Origin of the sequence: Rhizomicrobium sp. (assembly GCA_037200045.1) — a bacterium.
Classification (GTDB): Bacteria; Pseudomonadota; Alphaproteobacteria; order Micropepsales; family Micropepsaceae; genus Rhizomicrobium.
The window spans coordinates 844,527-867,274 of sequence record JBBCHM010000001.1; the positions used below are offsets into that span (position 1 = coordinate 844,527).

Below are 22,748 nucleotides of genomic sequence, written 5' to 3' on the forward strand. Positions count from 1 at the left end.
TACAAACCGCGCCTTGCAAGCGTGTCTGACGCGGTCCGTCGTATCGACTTGGTTGTGGCGACTCTACAAATGAGCGAGGCGGCGATTCGCCGTGCGTGAGGGGAAACACAAGAGGGCCATATGACACAGCAAGCCAACGTCGATCGTGAGACGCGCCTGCGCTTCATGCGTATTTCCCGGGAGACCGGAGCACTGCTGCACGAGGTATGGGGCAAGCTCGAGCCCAATTTGGCCGATCTTCTCGAGGGATTTTATCGACACGTCACGCAGGAGCCGCAGCTTGCGCGCCTGCTCGGCGGCGAAATACCTCGCCTCAAATCGGCCCAGGCCTCGCACTGGGCCCGGCTGTTTTCCGGCCGGTTCGACGATTCCTACATTCAGGGCGTGCGCGCGATCGGCCTGGTTCACAACAAGATCGGCCTCGAACCGCGCTGGTATATCGGCGGCTACAATTTCGTGCTCCAGGAGATCATCAGCACGGTCACCAAGCTGTACCGGTTCAGCCCCAGGAAGATGACCAAGATGCTGCGGGCCATCAACGCGGCCGTGATGCTGGACATGGACTTCGCGATCTCCGTCTATCAGGAGGCGATGCTCGCCGAGCGCCAGAAGCGCCAGGACAGCGTCGATGTCGCCATCCGGGAATTCGACACCCAGATGAAGAAGGTCCTGGACTCCGTCACCGCCGCGGCGGAGCTGATGCAGACGACGGCCCAGGCCATGGCAGCGAATTCGGAAGAAACGTCGCGGCAGTCCGCCGTCGTCAATTCCGCGTCGCAGCAGGCCTCGACCAGCGTGCAGACCGTCGCTTCGGCGGCGGAGGAGCTTGCCGCGTCGGTCGCCGAGATCGGTCGCCAGGTCGAACAGTCCGCCCAGGTGACGGCGAAGGCGGTCGGGGAGGCGAACGAGACCAATCAGATCGTCCGGGCGCTCGCCGACAGCGCGCAGAAGATCGGCGATGTCGTCAGCCTCATCAACGACATCGCGGGGCAGACCAACCTGCTCGCGTTGAACGCGACGATCGAAGCCGCGCGGGCGGGCGAGGCCGGCAAGGGTTTCGCGGTCGTCGCGGCCGAGGTCAAGGGTCTCGCCAACCAGACCGCCAAGGCGACCGACGAGATCGGCGTGCAGATCACCGGAATACAGGAAGCGACCCGGAAGGCCGTCGCAGCGATCGAAAGCATCGGCGGCACCATCACGCAGGTGAACGAAATCGCCACCACGATCGCCTCGGCCGTCGAGCAACAGGGCGCCGCGACCAAGGAGATCGCCCGCAGCGCCCAGCAGGCCGCGATGGGCACCGGCGAAGTCACCTCGAACATCGCCAGTGTTGACCATGCGGCGGCCGAGACCGGCCAGGGCGCGACGAAGGTGCTCAATTCCGCGGCCGAGCTTCGCGGCCAGGCCGACAAGCTGAGATCGGAAGTGATGGAGTTCTTCCAGGTCGTCAAGGCGGCGTGAAACATCCGTGGACGCAGTGCGGGGACCGTGCGGTCCTCGAGGTCGAACCGGAGATCACACCATGACCGACAGCTTTCTGGACGAAACGATTGCGGAATTCCTCACCGAGACGGCGGACAGCCTGACCGTGGTCGATGCCGAACTGATAAAGCTCGAACGCGATCCCGAGAACAAGGAGGTTCTCGGCCACATCTTCCGCCTGGTTCACACGGTCAAGGGCACCTGCGGCTTCATCGGGTTGCGACGGCTGGAAAAGGTCGCGCATGCGTCGGAGAACCTGCTCGGGCTGTTTCGCGACGGAAGCCTCAAGGTCACGCCGGCCTGCGTGACCCTGATCCTGGAATCGCTCGACCGCATCAAGGAAATCCTGGCGCAGCTCGAGAGCGCCGGTGCGGAGCCCGAGGGCGACGACGGGCCTCTGATCGCGCGGCTTGAGCAGGCCGCGGCCGGCTCCGACCAAGCCAGCCCGGCCGATTCCACCGAGGCGTTGCTCGGCATCGAAGCGATATTCTCCGGATCCGATGCGGTACCGCCCGCAACCCAGCCCGATCAGGCGGCGCCGATCGCCGAACCGTCGATCGCCAGCCAGTCGCTTCGGGTGAGCGTCGACGTCATCGAGAAGCTGATGACCATGGTGAGCGAACTGGTCCTCACCAGGAACCAGCTGCTCGAAATGGTCCGTCACCAGGACGACAGCGAATTCAAGGTTCCGCTCCAGCGGCTGTCCAACGTCACCGCCGAATTGCAGGACGGCGTGATGAAGACCCGCATGCAGCCGATCGGCAACGCCTGGCAGAAGCTGCCCCGGATCGTTCGCGATCTGTCCGCCGAGCTGAACAAGAAGATCGATCTGCAGATGCACGGGTCGGAGACCGAGCTCGATCGGCAGGTCCTGGAGCTGATCAAGGATCCGCTGACGCACATGGTCCGCAATTCGGCCGATCACGGGATCGAGACGCCGGCGGAACGCAAGGCGGCGGGAAAGCCGGAAAAGGGCACGATAAACCTGCGCGCCTATCACGAGGGCGGGCACATCATCATCGAGGTCGGCGACGACGGGAAAGGTCTTTCGACCGAACGGATCAAGGCCAAGGCGCTCGAAAACGGCATCGCCTCGGAGCCCGAACTGTCGCGCATGAACGAAGCGCGCATTCATCGCCTCATCTTCCATGCCGGCCTTTCGACGGCCAGCCAGGTCACGAAGGTCTCGGGCCGCGGCGTGGGCATGGATGTCGTCCGCTCCAACATCGAGCTCATCGGCGGATCGGTGGACCTGAAGTCGCGGGAAGGCGAGGGCACCGTCTTCACCATCAAAATTCCGCTGACCTTGGCGATCGTTTCGGCCCTCATCGTCGGCGTCGCGAACATGCGTTTTGCGATTCCCCAGATTTGCGTCGTCGAACTCGTGCGCGTCGCGAAGGGGACCGACGCGCAGATCGAGCGGATAAACCACACGCCCGTGCTGCGCCTGCGCGATCGCCTCCTGCCGCTGGTCCGCCTGTCGGAGATTCTCGGCCTGTCGTCCGGCGCCGTTCCGGCGACGGAAGCGTTCATCGTCGTGGCGCAGGCCGGCGGCCGCACCTTCGGCATCGTCGTCGAGAGCGTCTTCGATACCGGCGAGATCGTGGTCAAGCCCGTCAGCCCGCTGTTGCGGAACATTCCGATGTTCTCCGGCAACACGATCCTGGGCGACGGCAGCGTCATCATGATCATCGACCCCAACGGCGTCGCGGCGGCGATCAGCGGCGAAGCGGCCACCCGGTCGCCCTCGGAAGAGGACGCCGGCGACGGGCTCTCGACGGCGTCCGCCAAGGTCCAGTCGCTGTTGCTGTTCCGGGCCGGATCGGCGGAGCCCAAGGCGGTGCCGCTCGCCCTCGTCACGCGCCTGGAGGAGGTGGAGGTCGGACGGATCGAATCGTCGAACAACCGCCTGGTCGTGCAATACCGCGGCCGTCTGATGCCGCTGTCGACGATCGACGCCGGCCAGGTTCTCAGAAGCGCCGGCCGTCAGCCCATCTTGGTGTTCAGCGACGACGAGCGGACGATGGGGCTGGTGGTCGACGAAATCGTCGACATCGTCGATGCGCCGCTGAGCGTCGAGCTGCGCGCCAACGGCGAAGGGTTCCTCGGCACCGCCATCATCCGCGGCAAGGCGACGGAGGTGCTCGACGTCGCCTATTTCGTGCGAAAAGTGGCCGGCGACTGGGTTCGCCGCGTCGCGCACAGCAAGCAGCAAAGGCAGGTGCTGCTCGTCGACAAGAGCACGTTCTTCCGCCGGCTGATGGTGCCGCAGCTCCTGGCGTCGGGCTATGAAGTCGTCGAGGCGACCGACATGGAGTCCGCCCTGAAACTCGCCGAGGAAGGGCGCAGCTTCGACCTCATTCTCGGCGACATCGAAACCCTGGGCGGGGCGGAGGAGATCGAGGGCAGGCTGGCGCCGTCCTGGTCGTCCATTCCCATCGTCCATCTGAGCGACGAGAGCGAGGATCCGGAGCGCGACATCCGCCAGCCTGTCGTGCAGAAATTCGACAGCAACGCGGTGCTGACCTGCATTCGCTCTCATCTCGAGCAAAGGGAGCGCGCGGCATGAGCACCTCTTCCGACGCCGGCGCGCCTTCGACCGGCGCGCGCGACTTCGTGACGGTCGAAATCGGCAGCCAGCTCTTCGGAATTCCGATCGATCAGGTTCACGACGTCTTCCGGCCGCAGCACATCACGCATGTCCCCCTGGCGTCTCCGGGCATTGCCGGGGTCCTGAACCTGCGCGGCCGGATCGTCACCGTGATCGACTGCCGGGCGCGCCTTGGCCTTCCGCCTCGTACCGAGGGCGCGAACGTGATGGCCGTGGGGGTCGAATATGGCGACCAGTCCTACGGCTTGCTCATCGACGACATCGGAGAGGTCTTGAGCTTCGAGCCATCGGCGATCGAGCCGAACCCCGCCAATCTCGACGCGCATTGGCGCAGCATTTCGAAGGGCGTCTATCGCTTGAAGGGCCGCCTTCTGGTCGTGCCCGATGTCGCGGCCATCCTCGACATGCGGGAGCGGGAAGCGGCGTGAGGCGGCGCTCGGGCAGGCTGCCGGGCCCGGCAGCAAGATGCGTACATCCGGCCGTACCGCCAGGGAGTTCATGATGAAGCACTGTCTGGTCGTCGACGACAGTCGCGTGGTGCGCCGGATCGCGCGAAGATTTCTCGAAAACCTGCAGTTCTCCATCACCGAGGCGGAGGACGGCCGGATGGCGCTCGATGAGTGCCGCCGGCGCATGCCCGATGCGATCCTGCTCGATCGCAACATGCCGAACATGAACGGCGTCGAATTCGTGCGGGCGCTTCGCGTCGAGGCCGGCGGCGACAAGCCTATCGTCATCTTCTGCACGACGGAAAACGAAATGGCCTTCATGGTGGAGGCGATCGAATCCGGCGCCAACGAGTACATCATGAAGCCGTTCGACGAGACCGTCATCGTCGACAAGTTCACCCAGGTCGGATTGCTGGAGAGGTGATGATGTGAGTCTCTCCAAGCCCGCCACCGTTGCCGATCCGGCCGAGCCCATCCGCGTCATGCTGGTGGACGATTCGGCGGTCATCCGCGGCGTGATCGGGCGCTGGATCGACGCCCAGCCCGGTCTGAAGGTCGTCGCCGGCGCGTTCAACGGACGCATGGCGCTCGACCTTCTCGTCACCGCCAGGCCCGACATCGTCATACTCGACATCGAGATGCCCGGCATGGACGGCATCACGGCGCTTCCGCTGCTGGTCAAGGCGGCGCCGCATGTCAGGGTGATCATGGCTTCGACGCTGACGCGCCGGAACGCGGAGATCTCGCTGCGGGCGCTTTCGCTGGGCGCTACCGATTATGTCGCCAAGCCGTCCGCGCTTCAGGACGGTGTGGCGGCGGATGGGTTTCGTCGGGATCTGATCGGAAAGATCCTCGCCTTGGGGCGGCCGGCCCGGCGGGTCGCAGCCCCCCAGCAATCGTTGCGCACGCGACCGCCCTCCAGCATCGCCGCGCAGATCGTGGCGATCGGAGCATCCACCGGAGGGCCTCAGGCGCTGGCCAGCGTGATCGGCGGGATCGCCGCGCGGCTTTGCGTGCCGGTGCTCGTCACGCAGCACATGACCGCGACGTTCACGCCGATCCTGGCCGAGCATCTGGCGCGGATTTCCGGTCTCAAATGCGAGGAAGGGCGCAACGGGACACAGCTTCTGCCGCGCCACGTCTATGTCGCGCCGGGCGACTACCACATGCTCGTGAAACGCCGCGGCGGCCCCATCGAACTGGTGCAGACGCCGCCGGAGAACTATTGCCGGCCATCGGTCGATCCGATGCTGCGCAGCGTCGCCGCGACCTACGGCGCGGCCGCGCTGGCGGTCGTTCTCACGGGAATGGGCGCGGACGGACGCGAAGGCGCGCGCGCCATCGCGGCCAGCGGCGGCACGGTCCTGGCGCAGGACGAAGCCACCAGCGTGGTTTGGGGAATGCCCGGCGCGGTCGCGACGGCCGGCCTCGCATCCGCCGTGAAACCGCTCAGCGCGATCGCGGACGAGATTCTGAAACACATGGAGTTGCGCGGTTGATCGCCCAGGACGATTTCGACTTCCTGGCGCAACTCCTCAAGCGCCGCTCCGGCCTCGTGCTCGGAACGGAGAAGGGATATCTCGTCGAAAGCCGCCTGAAGTCTGTCATCGATGCGTTCAGCACGCGCGACATCGCCGGGATCGTGGCCAGGCTGCGCACCGGCGACGAACGGCTCGCCGTCGCGGTGACGGAAGTCATGACCACCAACGAGTCGTTCTTCTTTCGCGACGGCACGCCGTTCACCCTGTTCAAGGACACGATGCTGCCGGCGATGATGGCCGCGCGGGCCGAAACCCGTTCGCTCTCCGTCTGGTGCACGGCGGCGTCGACCGGCCAGGAGCCCTATTCGCTGGCGATGCTGCTGAAGGAAAGCGCCCTGCTGTTGAAGGACTGGCGGGTGCAAATCCTGGGGACCGACATCTCGAAGGACGTTCTGGCGCGTGCCGAGGCCGGCCTCTATTCGCAGTTCGAAGTACAGCGCGGGCTGCCGGTCCAGTTCCTGATCAAGTACTTCACGAAAATCGACAGCCAGTGGCGGATCAAGGACGAGATCCGCGCCATGGTCCAGTATCGCCGTCTCAACCTGCTCGATTCCTATCTCGGCATGGGCCCGTTCGACGTCGTCTATTGCCGCAACGTCCTGATCTATTTCGAGGAGGCGACGAAACGCCAGGTGCTCGAACGGATCGCGGCGCTGATGCACGACGACAGCTTCCTGGTGCTCGGCGCGGCCGAAAGCGTATTCGGCGTCACGGATGCGTTCGCTCCGGTTGAGGGCGCCCGTGGGCTTTACCGGCGCCGGCCGCGCGCCGGAGCCGCGAAAGATATCGACTCGCGGCGCCTCGACGGACCGCGCTACGGCCGGGTCGCCGCAAAATAGGAAATTCCGCCGCGGCTGCCGAGGGGAGAGCGGGAAACCGCCGTCAGTTTCCCAGCCAGCGTTTCATCCAGGCCTCGACGGTCGCGTACCACATCACCGAATTCTGCGGCTTGAGCACCCAGTGGTTCTCGTCCGGAAAATAGAGCAGTTCGCTCGGCACATGCCTGAGCTGGGCCGCGCCATAGGCGCCCATGCCTTGATCCAGCGGTACCCGATCATCGGTGCCGCTGTGCACGACCAGGATCGGCGCCGTCCAGTCCGCGACATGGTCGATGGGATTGAACTGCTCGACCGCCTCGGGATGCACCCAGGTCGGCGTGTCGTTCTGGGCCTGCTGAAAGCCGGGGATGTCGGTCGAATAGGACATCAGGCGGATATCGAACACGCCGTCATGGTCGACGAGGCATTTCCACGGCTTGGCCCAGTTGCCGGCGATCCACGCCACCATGTAGCCGCCATAGGAGCCGCCCAGCGCGCAGGCGTGGTCGCCGTCCAAGTAGGAGTATTGAGACAAGGCATGGGCCCAGCCCTTCTGGAGGTCTTCCAGCGGGCGGTCGCCCCAATGGCCGACGATCGACTTGGCGAACGCTTCGCCATAGCCGCTGGAGCCGTGGAAATCGATCATCACGGCGGCGTAGCCCAAGCCGGCCCACACTTGCGGATTCCAGCGATAGCTCCAGGCATTGCCGAAGGAACCGTGTGGGCCGCCATGGATCAGGAAGGCGACGGGATATTTGCGTCCCGGTTTGAAATCGGCCGGCTTGACGACATAGCCATGGACCGTTTCGCCGTTCCAGCCGGTAAAACTGAACTGCTCGAAGTCGGAAAACGATATTTGCGCGAGGCTGTCTTCGCCCACATGGGTAAGCTGCCGCGCGGCGCCGCCATTGCCAAGCTCGTAAACTTGCGCCGGCGAACTGAGGGAGTCGCGGCTGAAGATCACCGCGTTGCCGGCCACGTCGAGCGAGCCCACATGGCCGTCGCCCGTTAGCGGACTTGCCGCGCCGCTGACCGGGTTGATGGCGAAGAGCCGCGCCTGGCCGACATCCTCGGCGACGGCGTAGAGGACGGAGCCGTCCGCGGACCAGGCGAGGGCCGAGGGCGAGCGGTCGAAACCGGGCGCGATTTCGCGGCTCTGGCCGCTCTTGATGTCTCGGATCATGACCCGCGCGCGCGGCGCGGTGAACACCGAACCGGTCTGCGACAGATAGGCGAGCTTCGTCCCGTCCGGCGAAATAGCGGGGTCGCTGTCCGAGGTGGCCGCCTTGGGATCGAGGCGGCGCGGCGGTGCACCGGCGTCCAGCGGCACGCTGTAGAGGCTGCTCGGATCGCCGAGGCCCTGGGGCGATCCGGATGGGCGGGCGGAGAAGATCACGCTGGCGCTGTCAGGTGTGACGATGAAAGCCGAATCGTCGCCATCGGGCCTGGCGACGATATCGGCCTGATAGTTTCGTGTCAGAGGCTTCGCCTCGGTCGCGGGCGCTGGCCCGTTCAGCGGCACCGCGAACAGATTGATGTAGCGGCCGTCCAGATAGGCGTCCCAGAAGCGCGGCGTGGCCGAATCATAGACGGTGCCGCTCGTCTTGAGCTTCGCCTTGGCGTCGTCCTTCGCCTTGCTGCAGGCAAGCGTGTCGCAATCGGGATGGACGTTGATGGCGAGGACGAGCGTATGTCCGTCCGGGGCGATGCGATAGAACGCGACATCCAGCGGCAGGTCGGTCACCTGCCTGGCCTCCGCGCCGCCCGCCGGCACGCGCCACACCTGCACCGAACCGGACCGGCTGGAAAGGAAATAGAGCCATTTGCCGTCGGCGGACCATCTGGGTTGCGTCGATGTTTTCTCCTGGTCGCGGATCAAGCGCGGCGGCGATCCCGCCGCCCCCGGCTCCAGGACCCAGAGGGCGTTGACGCCGTGATTGGCGGCCCAATCGGTCGAGCGGACATTGTAGGCGACGAAGCGTCCGTCCCCCGAGACATGCGGATCGGACATGCGATCCAGGGTTGCCATGTCCTTCGCCGTGAACGGCCGGGCCTGCGCGGGACCGAACGCTACCAGCGCCAACACCAGACAGGCCGCGAATCGCATGAACATTTTGTGCACCCCCGAAAACACACCACCCTAGTCCGTCGAACCGCGGATTTCGAGGTGCCGATGGGCCGCGGCGGATACCGGCTCCTGCTCGAATCCGTTCTGTCATCGAGCCGATGTAGCTAATGTGTCGTTCCGTGCTCGAATCGGCGCTCTCACTCCGAATGACGATGTGATGTCTTTCCAGATGTTCGATCTCGCCGTGGTCGGCGGCGGCGTGATCGGCCTTGCGCATGCTTACATGGCGGCCAAGGCCGGCAAGCGGGTCGCGGTGATCGAGCGCAACGCCCGCGCCGACGGTGCCTCGATCCGCAATTTCGGATTCATCACGGTCACGGGCCAGGAGCGGGGCGATAGCTGGCGCCTTGCCCGCCGCACCCGCGACGTCTGGGCTGAGGCCGCGCCGAAGGCGGGCGTGCGTATCGAGCAGCAGGGCCTGGTTCTCTCGGCGCGCTCCGACGAGGCGATGGCGGTGATCGCGGCGTTCCTCGACACGGAAATGGGCGAGGGCTGCCGGCTGCTGGCGCCCGAAGAATTCCGACGTCTGGCCGGCGGTCTCGGCGGGTCCGACCTGAAGGGTGCCCTTTTCAGCCCGCATGAGGTCCGCGTCGAGTCCCGGACGGCGATCCCCGGCCTGGCCAAATGGCTGAAAGAGGCCGCGGGCGTCGTCTTCTTCAACGAAACCGTGGTCTTCGAAGCCGCGCCGCCGCGCCTGCGCACCTCGCGCGGCGTCATCGAGGCGGCGGCGACGGTGGTTTGCCCGGGCGATGATTTCGTGACGCTCTACCCCGAGATGATCGCGCGCTACGCGCTGCGGCGGTGCCGCCTGTCGATGGTCAAGCTCGCCGATCCGGGCGTGCGGCTGCCGCATGTCCTGATGTCGGACCTCGGCCTGGCGCGCTATCGCGGCTATTCCGCGTTGCCTGAGGCTCGCGTATTGGAAGCCCGGCTGCGCGCCGAGCATCCCGGCAGCTTCGAACACGGTGTGCATCTGATCGCGGCGCAGGGCGCCGATGGCGGGCTGATCGTCGGCGACAGCCATCATTATGACGGGCTTCCCGAGCCCTTCGCGCCGGCCGATGCGGAGCGCGAGATCCTGGACGAATACGCCCGCGCCACCGGTCGGCCGCCGCCGCCGGTGCGCGAGCGCTGGAACGGGATGTATACCGTCGCCAACGATCGCACCTATCTGATCGACGCGCCGGAGCCGGGGGTGCGCCTTGTGATGATCACCAGCGGCAATGGCGCCTCGACCAGTTTCGGCATCGCCGAGCGGGTCGTCGGCGATCTCTTAGGCCTGAAAGCGGAGGACAGGACGTGACGTTTCCCGTCAAGGCGGTGGTGTTCGATTGGGCCGGCACCATGATCGATTTCGGCTGCATGGCGCCGGTCCGGGCGCTGACCGATACGTTCGCGGAGGAGGGGATGGCGCTTTCGGTCGCGGAAGCGCGCCGCGACATGGGCAAGGCCAAGCTCGACCATCTGCGGGCGCTGCTGGCCGATCCGGTCATAGCCGCACGCTGGACCGCGCTGAAGGGCCGTCCGCCGGAGCAGGGCGATATCGACCGGCTCTATGAGAAGCTGGTGCCGGCGATGACGCGCGCCGCCGCCGAGAGTTCGCTGCTGATTCCGGGCGCGGCCCGTGCCGCGGAGCAATTGCGGGCGCTGGGTGTCCGCATCGGCTCGGGCACCGGCTATACGCGCGACATGATGGCGGACATCCTGCCGCGCGCCGCGGAACAAGGTTATGCGCCGGACGTCGTGGTCTGCGCCGGCGAGACTCCAAGCGGAAGGCCGGCGCCGCTGATGACCTGGAAAGCGCTCATCGCGCTGGACGCGTGGCCGGCGCGCGCCTGCATCAAGGTGGACGACGCCCCGGTCGGTATCGAGGAAGGCCGGCAGGCGGGGTGCTGGACCGTCGGTCTGTCCGCATCGGGCAACGAAGTCGGGCTGGATCGCGACGCCTTTTTCGCCCTGCCGGCGCAGGAACGGCGCGCAAGGCTCGATACGGCCGAGTACGCGCTGCGCGCGGCGGGCGCCGATTTCGTCATCGAGGACGTGTCGCAGTTCATTCCCGTCGTGCACGAGATCGCCCGCCGGATCGCAGCGTCATGAGCCTTGCGGCCGCCTCCGGCGGAACCTCCATCCTGGAACGCCTGCGCGGCTGGCTTTCGCGGGCACCCGCCTTCGTCTTCACGCTCTATGGCGGCACGATGGCGTTCGGCGCCTATTTCGCCATGTACGCCTTCCGCAAACCCTTCGCGGCGGCCAGCTTCGCCGACGCCGCGCCGGTGCTGGTCGACTATAAGATCGCCTTGGTGATCGCCCAGGTGTTCGGCTACGCGCTGTCCAAGATCGCCGGCATCAAGGTGGTCTCCGAGATGCCGCCGCCGCGCCGCGCCGTCGCGATCCTCGGGCTGATCGGGGCGGCCGAGGTCGCCCTGGTCCTGTTCGGCCTCATACCCGCGCCCTGGAACATCGCCTGCCTGTTCGCCGACGGCTTGGCGCTGGGCATGATCTGGGGCCTCGTGTTCGGCTTCCTGGAGGGACGGCGCGTGTCCGAGGCGCTCGGCGCGATGCTGTGCGCCAGCTTCATCGTTTCCTCCGGCGTGGTCAAATCCGCTGGCGCGAGCGTGATGCTGCATGGCTGGGCGAACGAGTACTGGATGCCGGCGGTGACGGGCCTGCTGTTCACGCCGCTCCTGCTGCTCTGTGTGTTCGGCCTTGCCGCCCTGCCGCCGCCGACGGCGCAGGACGAACTGCAGCGGGTGGCGCGGGCGCCGATGGACGGCGCGTCGCGGCGGGCGATGTTCGCGGCCTTCGCGCCCGGCCTGATCGCGTTGATCGTCATCTATGTTGGGCTGACGGCCTTGCGCGATTTCCGCGACAACTTCGCCGCCGAGATCTGGACCGGCCTGGGCTTTCGCAACGACGCCGAGATCTTCACGCTGTCCGAGCTGCCGGTGGCGGCGATCGTCCTGGCGACTCTCGCGCTTCTCATGTTCATCCGCGACAACCGTCGCGCCTTCCTGGCCAATCTCGCTTTGGTGGCGGTCGGCCTCGCGCTCGCCGGATTGTCTTCCGCCGCCTTTCAGGCCGGCGCGATAGGCCCGGTGACCTGGATGATCGCGCTCGGCGCCGGTCTTTATCTCGCCTACACGCCGTTCAATGCGCTGCTGTTCGACCGGTTCATTGCCGCCAGCGGGCGCACCGGCACCGCCGGGTTCCTGATCTACGTCGCCGATGGCTGCGGCTATCTGAGTTCGGTCATCCTGCTGGTCTTCTACAATTTCGTCGGCGTGCGCATTCCGTGGGTCCCGTTTCTTTGCAACATTTCCTATGTCGCGGCCCTGGCCGGGCTCGTGTTGATCGTCGGCGCGGCGATCTATTTCCGCCGGCATCTCGTGGCGGAGGTCCGCTCCGCGGACGGCCCCGCTAAGGCGTAGGCTCCAGCAATCTGTCGGCGGCTTTTCTGACGGGGCGCGGCACCGCATCGGCGCTGACCGGGCGGATCGGCAAGGGACTCATGGCGCGAAGCCCGGCGGCGGCCTCCACCACCGAACACAACAGCGGCGTCCGCCTTCTTTCGTTGAGGCAAACGACGTAGCCGGTGAGGCGGGACGGGCCGACATCGACGTCCAGGGGCAAAAGACTGATCCGGTTGTCCGGGGGACAGTCGAGCGAGAAGAAGATGCTGACGCCCAGCCCGATCGCGACGCCCTCGCGGATCGTCTCGCGCGTATGCAGTTCCATCACCTCTATCGGCGCGATGTCGAAGGCCTGCAGGAGTTCTTCCATGGCCATGCGGGTCCGCGATGTCGTCTCGCGCACCAGCAGACGCTCCTGCGCCAGCGCGGCGAGCGGGAAGACCGGCTGCTTCGCCAGCGGATGGTCCTTTGGCACCGCCATTACAAGTTTGTCACTGAACAGCGGCTCATAGGCGAAGGCGTTGTCGCCCGGCGGATCGCTGACTATGCCGACATCGATCTGCCTGTCTTTCAGCCAGGAAAATGTTTCCACGGCATTGCCGATGCGTACACGTATGGCGATCGCCGAATTCCGGGCGCGAATTGCGGCCGCTAGCCGCACGGCGAAAAAGGGCGAATCCGATCCGAGGCGCAGATCCGCTGTCACGCGTCCTTCAGGATCGCGCAGCAGGTCGTCGATGTCCTGCGAGGCCACGAACAGCTTGCGGGTCAGGTCGAACAATTGCTGACCGAAGGCGGTCAGCCGGAGCGGCGGCTTGCGGCCGTCGAACAGCGCGGCCTGATGCCGCCCTTCGAGCGCCTTAAGCTGTTGGGACAGTGTCGGTTGCGCCACGTTCAGCCGCCGCGCCGCGCGACTGATGCTGCCTTCGGTCGCGATCACGTGAAATGCGCGCAAATGCTGGTGGTTCACGCCCACGCGTCGACCGTCCCGCGGTTCATCGAATAACGAAACACCCTATGCGCCGAAGCCAACGAATTTATGACGCGCAACGCGCCATAGGATTCTTCTATGGCACGCATTCAAGCGAAGTATTGGCCGCTCCCGCTTCGTCGGAGGCATGTATCGCTGCATCGCACCAAGCAAGGACCGCATCCCAGCAAATGTCCGGTCGGTGGGCTGTTTGGTGCTTCCTTGGGCAGTCCTGTCATCGATTTTCGGGGGTTAAATTCATGAAAGCCAGTTACAAGTTTTCCTGTGCCGTGGCGGCCCTGCTGAGCGGGTGTGGCGCCGCTCTCGCCGCCACCGACACGAACACCCAGCCCGGCGGAATCGAGACGGTCGTCGTGACGGCCGAGCGCCGTTCGCAAAGCGTGCAGGATGTGCCCTCGACCATCCAGGCCTTCACGGGACACGATCTGGCCGATCTCAACGTCTTCAACGTCCAGGAGCTTCTGCGCTACACGCCCAACGTCACTTACGGAAACAACGGCCCGGGCCAGGGCGAAATCATCATGCGCGGCCTGAGCAACGGCTTCCGCGGCAACCAGTCCAGCGGCACGATCGGAAACTTCCCGAACGTCGCGATCTACCTGGACGACCAGTCGATGCAGTTCCCGGCGCGCAACGTGGACATCTACATGGTGGACATGGACCGCATCGAAGTGCTCGAAGGCCCGCAAGGCACGCTGTTCGGCGGCGGCGCCGAGGCCGGCGCCATCCGCTACATCACCAAGAAGCCGGTGCTCGACACGTTCGAAGGCAAGGCCGAAGCGGGCTACGGCTTCACCGCCGAGGGCGCCGACAATTCGAGCGCGAACATCACGCTTAACGTGCCGATCATCGACGGCAAGCTGGCGGTGCGCGCATCGATCTATGACGAGCGCCAGGGCGGCTATATCGACAACGTGCCCAGCACCTTCACGCGCTCCAACGAGGATCTCGGCAACTTCTATTTCAACATCCATCCCGCCGGCGGCGTCTGCCCCAACGGCCAAGCGCCCGGTCTGGCGACGGGCTTGTGCACGCTGCCGCTTGCCCAGGCGCCCCAGGCCAACAATCAGTCGGTCGTGGGCAAGGACTTCAATCCGACGACCTATAGCGGCGGGCGCATCTCGGCGCTGTATCAGATCAGCGACGACTGGGACGTCCTGATCGGCGAAAGCCTGGAGAACCTGGAGACGGACGGCCTGTCGGTCGAATATCCGACCGGCTCCGACTTCCAGAAGCTCCAGCCGCTGCAGGTCACGTCCTTCGCGCCGTCCTTCAACAAGGACCGCTACTCCAACACCTCCTGGACCGTGAACGGCAAGATCGCGGATCTCAAAGTCGTCTACACCGGCGGCTATACGGACCGGCACATCAAGGAGCAGATGGACTACACCAACTACTCCCGGTCCGGCGGCGGCATGTACTATCAGTGCGTCGGCGGCAGCACGGGCTGGGGCGCCGGCGCTCCGAGCTGCTATTCGCCCATCGGCTATTGGCAGGACACGATCGACAGCACGCATCTGAGCAACGAATTCCGCGTCAGCACGCCGGACGACTGGCGCCTGCGCGTCATCGCCGGCGCGTATTTCGAGCAGTTCCGCATCTACGACGACATGAACTTCAACTATAAGACGATCCCGGCGTGCAATCCGGCCCAGCTCACCGCCGCGCTCGCCGGCGGACCGGTCTGCGCCGCCGACGTGCGCACGGCGCCGGGCTCCACCGCCAACTTCCCCGGCATCCGCAGCGACGCCACCGCGTTCGGCGAGGATACGCAGCGCGGCTACGACCAGACGGCATTCTTCGCGTCGGCCGATTACGACATCATCCCCGACACGCTCACCGTCACCGCCGGCACCCGCTGGTACGAGTACCGCGAGTTCGAAGTGGGCTCGCAATACGGCACCGGCACCGGCTGCATGAACGTGCCGAACGGCGCCTGCAGCGGCGGGCTCGTCAACATCGACGCCGCGCACGACAAGAAGACCTATGCGGGCTTCAAGAGCCGGGGCAACGTGACCTGGCACATCACGCCCGACATCATGGCGTATTACACCTTCTCGCAGGGCTTCCGTCCCGGCGCGTTCAACCGCTCCGTCAGCAACGTGGCGCCGGGCCCCGGCGGCATCCCGCAGTTCACCAAGCCCAATGGCTACGGCCCCGACTCCCTGCAGAACCAGGAAATCGGCGTGAAGGGCACGTTCCTGGACAACCGCCTGCAGGTGAACCTGTCGGCCTACCTGATGCAGTGGAACAACGTGCAGTTCCTCTTCTTCAACCCGCCCTATCTCGGCAACACGACCTTCGGCATCAACGGCCCGGACTATCACGTGAAAGGCCTCGAAGGTCAGGTCGAGGCGCTGATCACCGACGGGCTGACCGTCGAGGGCTCGGGCTCCTACAACGACGACACGCAGGCCGGTTCGCCCTGCCTGGTGGCCAACAATCCCGCCTCGCCGACCTTCGGAAACTGCATCACGCAGATCATCCCGAAGGGCGGGGCGACGCTGCAGCCCTTCGTCAATCCGTTCGGCGCGCCGGGCACCGTTCCCGCCTTCTCGCCGAAATACCAGGGCAATATCCGCTTCCGCTACGACTGGAAGGCGTGGACCTACGACATGTTCGCGATGGTCGGCGCCAGCTACACCGGCAGCATGTACAACCAGCCGGCGACCTACACCTCCGGCGTCGGCGTCGTCGTGCCGAACACGACGTTCCTGCGCTATCTGCAGCCGGCCTTCACGACCTTCGACGCGTCGATCGGCATCTCGATGGACAAGTGGTACGCGCAGATCTTCGGCCAGAACCTGGGCGACGACCACTCCAGCACGTTCACCTCGTCGGCGCAGTTCATCAAGGCCGAAACCCCGCTGCGTCCGCGGGTGGTCGGTCTGAAGCTCGGCTATAATTTCTGACGCGCATTTCCTGCTAGAGTGATAGGCGGACGGCGACGTCCGCCTATTTTTTTGCCACCGGACCCATGGAACCTGCCGCCACCCTCGCACCTTTGCCGTCGACGGAAAAAAGCGTCCGCCGCCTGCGCGAATGGCAGAAGGCCGGGCGGCATGAGGATGCGCTGCGCGAGGCGCAGGCGCTTCTTCTCGAATTGCCGGAAAACCGGGACCTGCTCCTGATTGCAGCCGTCAGTCTGCGGCACCTCAAGCGCGTCCCCGAGGCGCTGACGATGCTCGAGCGCCTGGAGGGGTTTCAGCCGCGGTTCAGCCGCATGCACCAGGAGCGCGGCCTCTGTTTCGTCGCCCAAAAGGACGCGCCGCGCGCGATCGAAGCGCTGTTGCGCGCGGTGAACGTCAATCCGGCCCTTCCGGCGGCTTGGAGCATGCTGGAGGGCCTGTACCGGCTCGTCGGCGACACGCGGAACGTCGCCACGGCCGCCGCCCATGTCGCCACGCTGAAAAATCTTCCGCCGGATGTGGTGACCGCGACATCGCTGTTCTCCGACGGCGATCTGGCGCCGGCCGAGGCGATCGTCCGCGCCTTTCTCCTGACGCATGGCGATCATCCCGAGGCGATGCGGCTGCTGGCCAGGATCGGCGTCGCCCGCGACGTTCTCGACGATGCCGAACTGCTGCTCGCGGCCGTCCTGACGCTCGCGCCCGATCACCGCGGGGCGCGCTACGATTACGCCGACACCTTGGTGAAGCGGCACAAATACCGCGAAGCCCGCGAGCAGATCGACGCGCTGCTGAATCTGGACCCGCGCCACCCGGACTATCGCTCGCTCGCCGCCACGGTGGCCGTCGGCCTGGGCGAGCAGGACAAGGCGATCGCGCTTTATCGCGGCCTGCTTGCCGATATTCCGGGATCGCCCGATCTCAATCTATGGCTCGCGCATGCGTTGAAGACCGTCGGCCAAGTCCCCGAAGCCATCGACGCCTATCGCGCCGCGGCTGCTGCGCGTCCGGATTTCGGCGATGCCTATTGGAGCTTGGCGAATCTCAAGACCTACCGCTTCGGCGATGACGAGATCGCGCGGATGCGTGCCGCCGAGGCGGCGCCCGCGACGGCGCCGGTCGACCGCTATCATCTGTGTTTCGCCCTGGGCAAGGCGCTGGAAGACCGCGGCGCCTTCGCCGAGTCCTGGCGGTTCTATGAAAAGGGCAATGCGCTGAAACGCGCCGAGAGCCGCTACCGTCCCGAGATCATCGAGACCAACACCGCCCGGCAGATCGCGGTCTGCACGCGCGATTTTTTCCGTCGCCGCGACGGATGGGGCGTTGCCGATCGCGACCCGATCTTTATCTTGGGACTTCCGCGTTCCGGCTCGACGCTGATCGAGCAGATCCTCGCCTCGCATTCGGAGGTGGAAGGAACCGAAGAGCTCGCGGACATCCAGCGGATCGTCCTCGACATCCAGGGCCGCGATCCGGACCTCGACAATCCGCGCTATCCCGGCGCGCTCACCGACATGACGGCGGACGGCTTTCGGCACCTCGGCGAGAAATACCTCGCGGATACGCGCGTGCATCGCACCGGCAAGGCCTTCTTCATCGACAAGATGCCGAATAATTTCCGGCATATCGGCCTGATTCATCTGATGCTGCCGAACGCCCGCATCATCGATGCGCGGCGCGATCCGATGTCCTGCTGCTTCAGCAACCTCAAGCAGCTTTTCGCCAACGGACAGGAATTCACCTACAGCATCGACGATATCGCGCGCTATTACCGCACCTATCTCGACCTGATGCAGCACTGGGACGCGGTGCTGCCGGGGCGGATTCTGCGAGTGCAGCACGAGGATATGGTCGCGGACCTCGAAGGCGGCGTGCGCCGTCTCCTGGATCATTGCGGCCTCGCCTTCGAACAGGCCTGCGTCGATTTCCACAAGACCCGCCGCAGCGTCCGCACGCCGAGCTCCGAGCAGGTCCGCCGGCCGATCTTCCGAGACGGGCTGGAACAGTGGAAGGCCTACGAGCCCTGGCTCGGCCCGCTGAAGGCCGCGCTCGGTGACGCGCTGGTCCGCTACCGGGGCTGACCGGTCAAACGATGTCTCGGCCGATCGCCGGATCGCTGAAGCTGGCCCGGCCGGTCTCGCAATGGCCGGCGAAGCGCCAGACGGCGTCGCCGCTGCGCGCTTCCAGGTCGTACCAATGATCGCTGACGGCGATGGGCCAGCGATCCTCAGTAGCCGCGCCGGCCGCCAGGCGGTGCGTCCGCGCCGGCGCGTTCGCATAGTCGCGTGGCGCGACGGTCACGTCGCAAGGCGCAGGACCGCTATTGTGAAGACGAAGGACGAGGCTTTCGCCCGCCGCGTCATAGCGCGACGTGACGGCGACGGACGGATAAGGCGCGCGCGCGGAGAGTTCGCGCAAAAAGCCGTTGGGGCCATGAACGGCGAAGGCGAAGCCATCCTTGCCGACGGGGAGGCTGTCGGAAACGCTCTCGCCGGCGCCGACGGTGTAGTACCACGGTCCGGCCGCGCCGTCTTTGGCATAGACCGTCAGGCAGGCGCCGGCGCTGCCGCGATTGTCGATCCGTAGAGCGAAACGGCCCGGCTCGGCGCCGCCGGCGACTTCCAGCGCATAGGGCAGAGCCCGCGCCGGGCGCCGTCCCGGCTCCTGCCGGGGCAGCGTGTTTGTCTCCGGCCGTTTGACGGGCGGCAGCGACGGCGCGGCGTCGCCCTGCGCATTGTAGCCGGCGGTGTCCGGCAGAGATGCGCGCCAGCCGCCATCGTTCGCGGCGAAGTCGAAAGCGGAGGTCAGGTCGCCGCACACGGCGCGCCGCCATGGCGTGATGTTGGGCTCCATGACGCCGAAGCGCCGCTCCAGGAAACGGATTACCGATGTGTGGTCGAACAGCTCCGAATTGACGAAGCCGCCCTTGGTCCAGGGCGACACAATCAGGAGCGGCACGCGCGGGCCGAGGCCGACCGGCTCGCCCTTGTAGCTTTCGCCCTGCAGCGAGACGGTGCTGATGCCCATGCCCGGTGGCACCGGCGGCGGCACATGATCGAAGAAGCCGTCATTCTCGTCGTAGTTGAGGATGAACGCGGTCTTCGCCCAGACATCGGGATGGCTCGCCAGCACGGAGAGCAGCCGCGCCACGAGCTGCTCGCCGAAGGCGGGGCAGGCGGCCGGATGCTCGCACAGGATATAGGGCGCCACGATCCACGAGACCTGCGGCAGCCGCCCGCCCGCGACGTCGTCGGCGAAGCGGCGCACGAGATGCTCGCCGCGCGACTGCTTGGCGTTCGCGGCGTTGGAGGTCGCCGGCCAGCTCCGCGCCCGGTCGTACAGGTCCGAAGCCGGATCGAGGCCGCGAAAGGCGGCGAAATAGGCCAGCGCGTTGTCGCCGTAGTTGTCGTATTCTTGATAGATGCGCCAATCGATGCCGGCGGCCTGCAGCCTTTCGGCATAGGTGGTCCAGCGATAGGCGCCAAAGGCCGGCGCGTCGTTCCTGGGATCGGCGGTCTCGTTGACCTCGTCCGGCGGATTCTGGATCGCCTGGAGCCCGTCATTGCCGACCGCCAGGCCGTTGGTGCCGGTGAACAGGAACATGCGGTTCGGATTGGTCGGTCCGAACAGCGAGCAATGATAGGCATCGCAGATCGTGAAGGCGTCGGCGAGGGCGTAGTAGAACGGAATGTCCTCGCGCGCGAAATGGCCCATCGTCATCGGCCCCTTGGCGGCGATCCAGGCATCGTGGTTCTTCCACCGGGCCTGCGAGCCTTTCCAGCTATGATCGAGGCTGCCCAGGCTCTGCGCCGCGCTGTTCTTGCTGTCCAGCCGGAACGGTGTTTCGGGCGGAGCTCCCGGCGAGGGCTGGTGCCAGACGGACTCGCCGGACGGCAGCATGAGCGGCCTGGGATCGGAGAAGCCGCGCACTCCGCGCAGCATGCCGAAATAGTGGTCGAAGGACCGGTTCTCCTGCATCAGGATCACCACATGTTCGATGTCCATGATGGTGCCGGTCTTGCCGCGCGCGGGAAGGGCGAGCGCCTGGCGAAGCTGCAGCGGCAGCGCCCCGGCGGCGAGGCCCGCCACGGCGTGTTTTAGGAACGTCCTGCGCTCGCTTCGCGTCATCAAGCACCCTTCGGCTATCATCCGTGACAGCCCTGGGTACAGGACGATCGTGACGGACGCGACACAAAATCCCGTGTCCGGGCGAATTGTCCTATCTTCGGATAAACCGTGGCGGGAAAACGGCGACGATGATTATTCGGCTTGCGTGCGCCTGCCTCGCGTTGATCGCGGCATCCTTGTGCCTTCCGGCGCAGGCGGCCGCGGCCAGCGAGCCGCGCGTAACGGTGGATCTCGCGAGCGGCTGGCGCTTCAGGCAGGCCGACAACCTTAAGGGCATTGAGGCGCCCGCCTTCGACGACAGCGCCTGGGCTGTGGTCACTCTGCCGCACACCTGGAACCGGCTCGGCAATGCCGGGACGGCGCGCTCGCCGCAATCCAACATCGCGCAAGGCGTCGGCTGGTACCGCCTGCATTTCAAGGCGCCCGCGCGGGGCGGGCGGTATTTCCTGCAATTCGACGGCGTCGGCGCGGTGGCCGATGTGTGGCTGAACGGGCGCTATGTCGGCAGGCATGAGGGCGCTTTCTCCCGCTTTCGCTTCGACGTGACCGTCGCAGTCCATCCGTCCACGGATAATCTTCTGGTCGTGAAGGCGGACAACAGCCGCCCGCGGCCCGGCGCGACGACGGCGGACGTCCTGCCGCTGGCCGGCGATTTCTTCGTCTATGGCGGCGTCTATCGCGGCGTCTCGCTGGTCGCGACCGATGCCTTGCATGTCGACATGCTCGATTTCGGCGGCCCCGGCGTCTACGCGCACGCCCTGAGCATCGACGCTGACGCGGCCATGGTCCAGGTCGTGGCGCGGCTGACGAACGACGGCGCGCCGCGCAAGGATATCGTGGCGGAAACGGCCATCGAGGAGGCCGATGGAAAAGTGGTTGCGACGTCAGGCATGACGGCCGATCTGTCGCGGCGCGAATCCACGGTCACGTCGAACCTGCGTATCGCCCGTCCACGTCTGTGGAACGGCATCGCCGATCCTTATCTCTATCGCGTGGTCTTCATGCTGCGCACGAAGGCCGGCGCGGTGCTGGATCGCGTGACCCAGCCGCTCGGCCTGCGAACCATGCGCTTCGACGCGGACAAGGGCTTTTTCCTGAACGGTGTGCATGTGCTGCTGAAAGGCGCCGCGCGCCACCAGGACCGGCCCGTGAAAGGCTGGGCGATCTCGCATGCCGACCAGGACGAGGACTTCGCCATTCTCGCCGACATGGGCGCCAACGCGGTGCGCCTGCCGCATTATCAATACGATCAATACGCCTACGACCTCGTGGACAAACAAGGCTTCATGGCCTGGACGGAGATTCCTCTGGTCAGCGAGGCGTCGTTCGACGGCCGGACACCGAGCGCGGCGCTGACCGCCAATGCGCGGCGGCAACTGACCGAACTGATCCGGCAGAACTACAACCATCCCTCGATCGCGCTCTGGTCGATCGCCAATGAGGTCGATTTGAAGGCCACTAGACACAATGGCCCGAGCAATGTCGTCGGCCTGCTGCGCGATCTCAACGATCTCGCGCATCGCGAAGACCCGACGCGGCCGACCACGCTGGCCGATTGCTGCGAGCAGCCCGGCGGGCGGCAGCAGGATGGCATCACCGATGTCACCGACACGCTCGGCTACAATCGCTATTTCGGCTGGTACTACGGCAAGCCCGGCGATTTCGGCGCGATGTTGGATCGCGCGCATGCGGCGCATCCCGGGCTGCCCATCGCGGTTTCCGAATATGGCGCCGGCGCCGCGCTGACCCAACATACCGACGATCCGCAAGGCGGGCCGATCAATCCGCGCGGCCGGCCGCATCCGGAGGAAGTGCAGGATTGGTATCACGAAAAATCCTGGGAGCAGTTGCGCGGGCGCGGCTATCTCTGGGGCGTCTTCATCTGGAACATGTTCGATTTCTCCAGCGACCAACGCCAGGAGGGCGACCTCACGGACATCAACGACAAGGGCCTCGTCAGCTACGACCGCAAAACCCGCAAGGATGCGTTCTATTTCTATCGCGCGCTATGGAGCCCGCGCCCGACCCTTCACCTCGTCGGCCGCCGCTATGTCGACCGGCCTTACGGCGTGATCGACGTGAAGGCCTATAGCAATGCGGCGGCGGCGCATCTTTGGCTGAACGGCCGCGATGCCGGCACCGCGCCTTGCGCCGGCGGCATTTGCCTGTGGCCGGCGGTGCGCCTGGACCCCGGAACAAACACCGTCATCGCCAAGGCGGATATCGGGGGTGCCGTGCTGAGCGACACGGTGCAGTGGAATTACGCCGGCACGCGTTGACG

Annotated in this window: 15 protein-coding genes; 12 read left to right on the forward strand and 3 right to left on the reverse strand. The window is 65.9% G+C overall.

Features of this window, described 5'->3' with window-relative positions:
* Positions 1–120 precede the first annotated feature (120 nt).
* The 6 genes from WDM86_03665 (at position 121) to WDM86_03690 (ending at position 6,922) form a co-directional block, all read left to right on the forward strand.
* A complete protein-coding gene (locus WDM86_03665) occupies positions 121–1,461 on the forward strand; it encodes a globin-coupled sensor protein (protein MEI9989114.1) in 1,341 nt (446 codons plus the stop codon).
* 61 nt (positions 1,462–1,522) lie between these two features.
* Positions 1,523–4,051 carry a chemotaxis protein CheW gene (locus WDM86_03670; protein MEI9989115.1) on the forward strand — a complete coding sequence of 843 codons (2,529 nt, stop codon included), beginning with the start codon at positions 1,523–1,525 and terminating at the stop codon, positions 4,049–4,051.
* Entirely contained in the window at positions 4,048–4,521 is a 474-nt protein-coding gene (locus WDM86_03675; protein ID MEI9989116.1) for a chemotaxis protein CheW, read from the forward strand. Before WDM86_03670 ends, WDM86_03675 begins: the two co-directional genes overlap by 4 nt.
* A 73-nt stretch (positions 4,522–4,594) precedes the next feature.
* Positions 4,595–4,966, forward strand: a complete 372-nt coding sequence (locus tag WDM86_03680) for a response regulator (protein MEI9989117.1) — start codon at positions 4,595–4,597, stop codon at positions 4,964–4,966.
* A 4-nt stretch (positions 4,967–4,970) separates the two neighbouring features.
* Positions 4,971–6,041 carry a chemotaxis response regulator protein-glutamate methylesterase gene (locus WDM86_03685; GenBank protein ID MEI9989118.1) on the forward strand — a complete coding sequence of 357 codons (1,071 nt, stop codon included), beginning with the start codon at positions 4,971–4,973 and terminating at the stop codon, positions 6,039–6,041.
* Positions 6,038–6,922, forward strand: coding sequence for a protein-glutamate O-methyltransferase CheR (locus tag WDM86_03690; protein MEI9989119.1), 885 nt, complete (start codon positions 6,038–6,040; stop codon positions 6,920–6,922). The genes WDM86_03685 and WDM86_03690 overlap by 4 nt, the downstream gene beginning before the upstream one ends.
* A 43-nt stretch (positions 6,923–6,965) precedes the next feature.
* Here the strand turns inward: WDM86_03690 and WDM86_03695 are convergent, their stop codons facing one another.
* Positions 6,966–9,014 (reverse strand): S9 family peptidase, encoded by a 2,049-nt coding sequence (locus tag WDM86_03695; GenBank protein ID MEI9989120.1) that lies wholly within the window; start codon positions 9,012–9,014, stop codon positions 6,966–6,968.
* Positions 9,015–9,186: 172 nt separating this feature from the next.
* On the opposite strand from WDM86_03695, the gene WDM86_03700 reads away from it, so the two are divergent.
* The 3 genes from WDM86_03700 to WDM86_03710 are packed head-to-tail and all read left to right on the forward strand — an operon-like array spanning position 9,187 to position 12,457.
* A complete protein-coding gene (locus tag WDM86_03700; protein ID MEI9989121.1) occupies positions 9,187–10,332 on the forward strand; it encodes a TIGR03364 family FAD-dependent oxidoreductase in 1,146 nt (381 codons plus the stop codon).
* Complete coding sequence (phnX, locus tag WDM86_03705) at positions 10,329–11,126, forward strand: phosphonoacetaldehyde hydrolase (GenBank protein ID MEI9989122.1); 798 nt, start codon at positions 10,329–10,331, stop codon at positions 11,124–11,126. Before WDM86_03700 ends, phnX begins: the two co-directional genes overlap by 4 nt.
* Positions 11,123–12,457, forward strand: coding sequence for a DUF5690 family protein (locus tag WDM86_03710; GenBank protein ID MEI9989123.1), 1,335 nt, complete (start codon positions 11,123–11,125; stop codon positions 12,455–12,457). Before phnX ends, WDM86_03710 begins: the two co-directional genes overlap by 4 nt.
* On the opposite strand, the gene WDM86_03715 is transcribed toward WDM86_03710, so the two are convergent.
* The gene (locus tag WDM86_03715) at positions 12,447–13,415 is read right to left on the reverse strand and encodes a LysR substrate-binding domain-containing protein (protein MEI9989124.1); all 969 of its coding nucleotides are present in this window, start codon (positions 13,413–13,415) and stop codon (positions 12,447–12,449) included. The genes WDM86_03710 and WDM86_03715 overlap by 11 nt on opposite strands.
* Positions 13,416–13,669: 254 nt before the next feature.
* On the opposite strand from WDM86_03715, the gene WDM86_03720 reads away from it, so the two are divergent.
* The gene (locus WDM86_03720; GenBank protein MEI9989125.1) at positions 13,670–16,342 is read left to right on the forward strand and encodes a TonB-dependent receptor; all 2,673 of its coding nucleotides are present in this window, start codon (positions 13,670–13,672) and stop codon (positions 16,340–16,342) included.
* A 65-nt stretch (positions 16,343–16,407) separates the two neighbouring features.
* The gene (locus WDM86_03725; GenBank protein MEI9989126.1) at positions 16,408–18,420 is read left to right on the forward strand and encodes a sulfotransferase; all 2,013 of its coding nucleotides are present in this window, start codon (positions 16,408–16,410) and stop codon (positions 18,418–18,420) included.
* Between the two features lie 4 nt (positions 18,421–18,424).
* Here WDM86_03725 and WDM86_03730 read toward each other — a convergent pair whose 3' ends face one another.
* Positions 18,425–20,467, reverse strand: coding sequence for a phospholipase C, phosphocholine-specific (locus tag WDM86_03730; protein MEI9989127.1), 2,043 nt, complete (start codon positions 20,465–20,467; stop codon positions 18,425–18,427).
* A gap of 128 nt (positions 20,468–20,595) precedes the next feature.
* Here WDM86_03730 and WDM86_03735 point away from each other — a divergent pair, with 128 nt between their 5' ends.
* Entirely contained in the window at positions 20,596–22,746 is a 2,151-nt protein-coding gene (locus WDM86_03735; GenBank protein ID MEI9989128.1) for a glycoside hydrolase family 2 TIM barrel-domain containing protein, read from the forward strand.
* Positions 22,747–22,748: the final 2 nt, after the last annotated feature.

Coding starts and splice junctions, on each gene's coding strand:
- WDM86_03665 (MEI9989114.1), top strand. CDS start 121: ATGACACAGCAAGCCAACGTCGATCGTGAGACGCGCCTGCGCTTCATG.
- WDM86_03730 (MEI9989127.1), bottom strand. CDS start 20,467: ATGACGCGAAGCGAGCGCAGGACGTTCCTAAAACACGCCGTGGCGGGC.
- WDM86_03670 (MEI9989115.1), top strand. CDS start 1,523: ATGACCGACAGCTTTCTGGACGAAACGATTGCGGAATTCCTCACCGAG.
- WDM86_03700 (MEI9989121.1), top strand. CDS start 9,187: ATGTCTTTCCAGATGTTCGATCTCGCCGTGGTCGGCGGCGGCGTGATC.
- WDM86_03680 (MEI9989117.1), top strand. CDS start 4,595: ATGAAGCACTGTCTGGTCGTCGACGACAGTCGCGTGGTGCGCCGGATC.
- WDM86_03695 (MEI9989120.1), bottom strand. CDS start 9,014: ATGTTCATGCGATTCGCGGCCTGTCTGGTGTTGGCGCTGGTAGCGTTC.
- WDM86_03725 (MEI9989126.1), top strand. CDS start 16,408: ATGGAACCTGCCGCCACCCTCGCACCTTTGCCGTCGACGGAAAAAAGC.
- WDM86_03710 (MEI9989123.1), top strand. CDS start 11,123: ATGAGCCTTGCGGCCGCCTCCGGCGGAACCTCCATCCTGGAACGCCTG.
- WDM86_03720 (MEI9989125.1), top strand. CDS start 13,670: ATGAAAGCCAGTTACAAGTTTTCCTGTGCCGTGGCGGCCCTGCTGAGC.
- WDM86_03735 (MEI9989128.1), top strand. CDS start 20,596: ATGATTATTCGGCTTGCGTGCGCCTGCCTCGCGTTGATCGCGGCATCC.
- WDM86_03675 (MEI9989116.1), top strand. CDS start 4,048: ATGAGCACCTCTTCCGACGCCGGCGCGCCTTCGACCGGCGCGCGCGAC.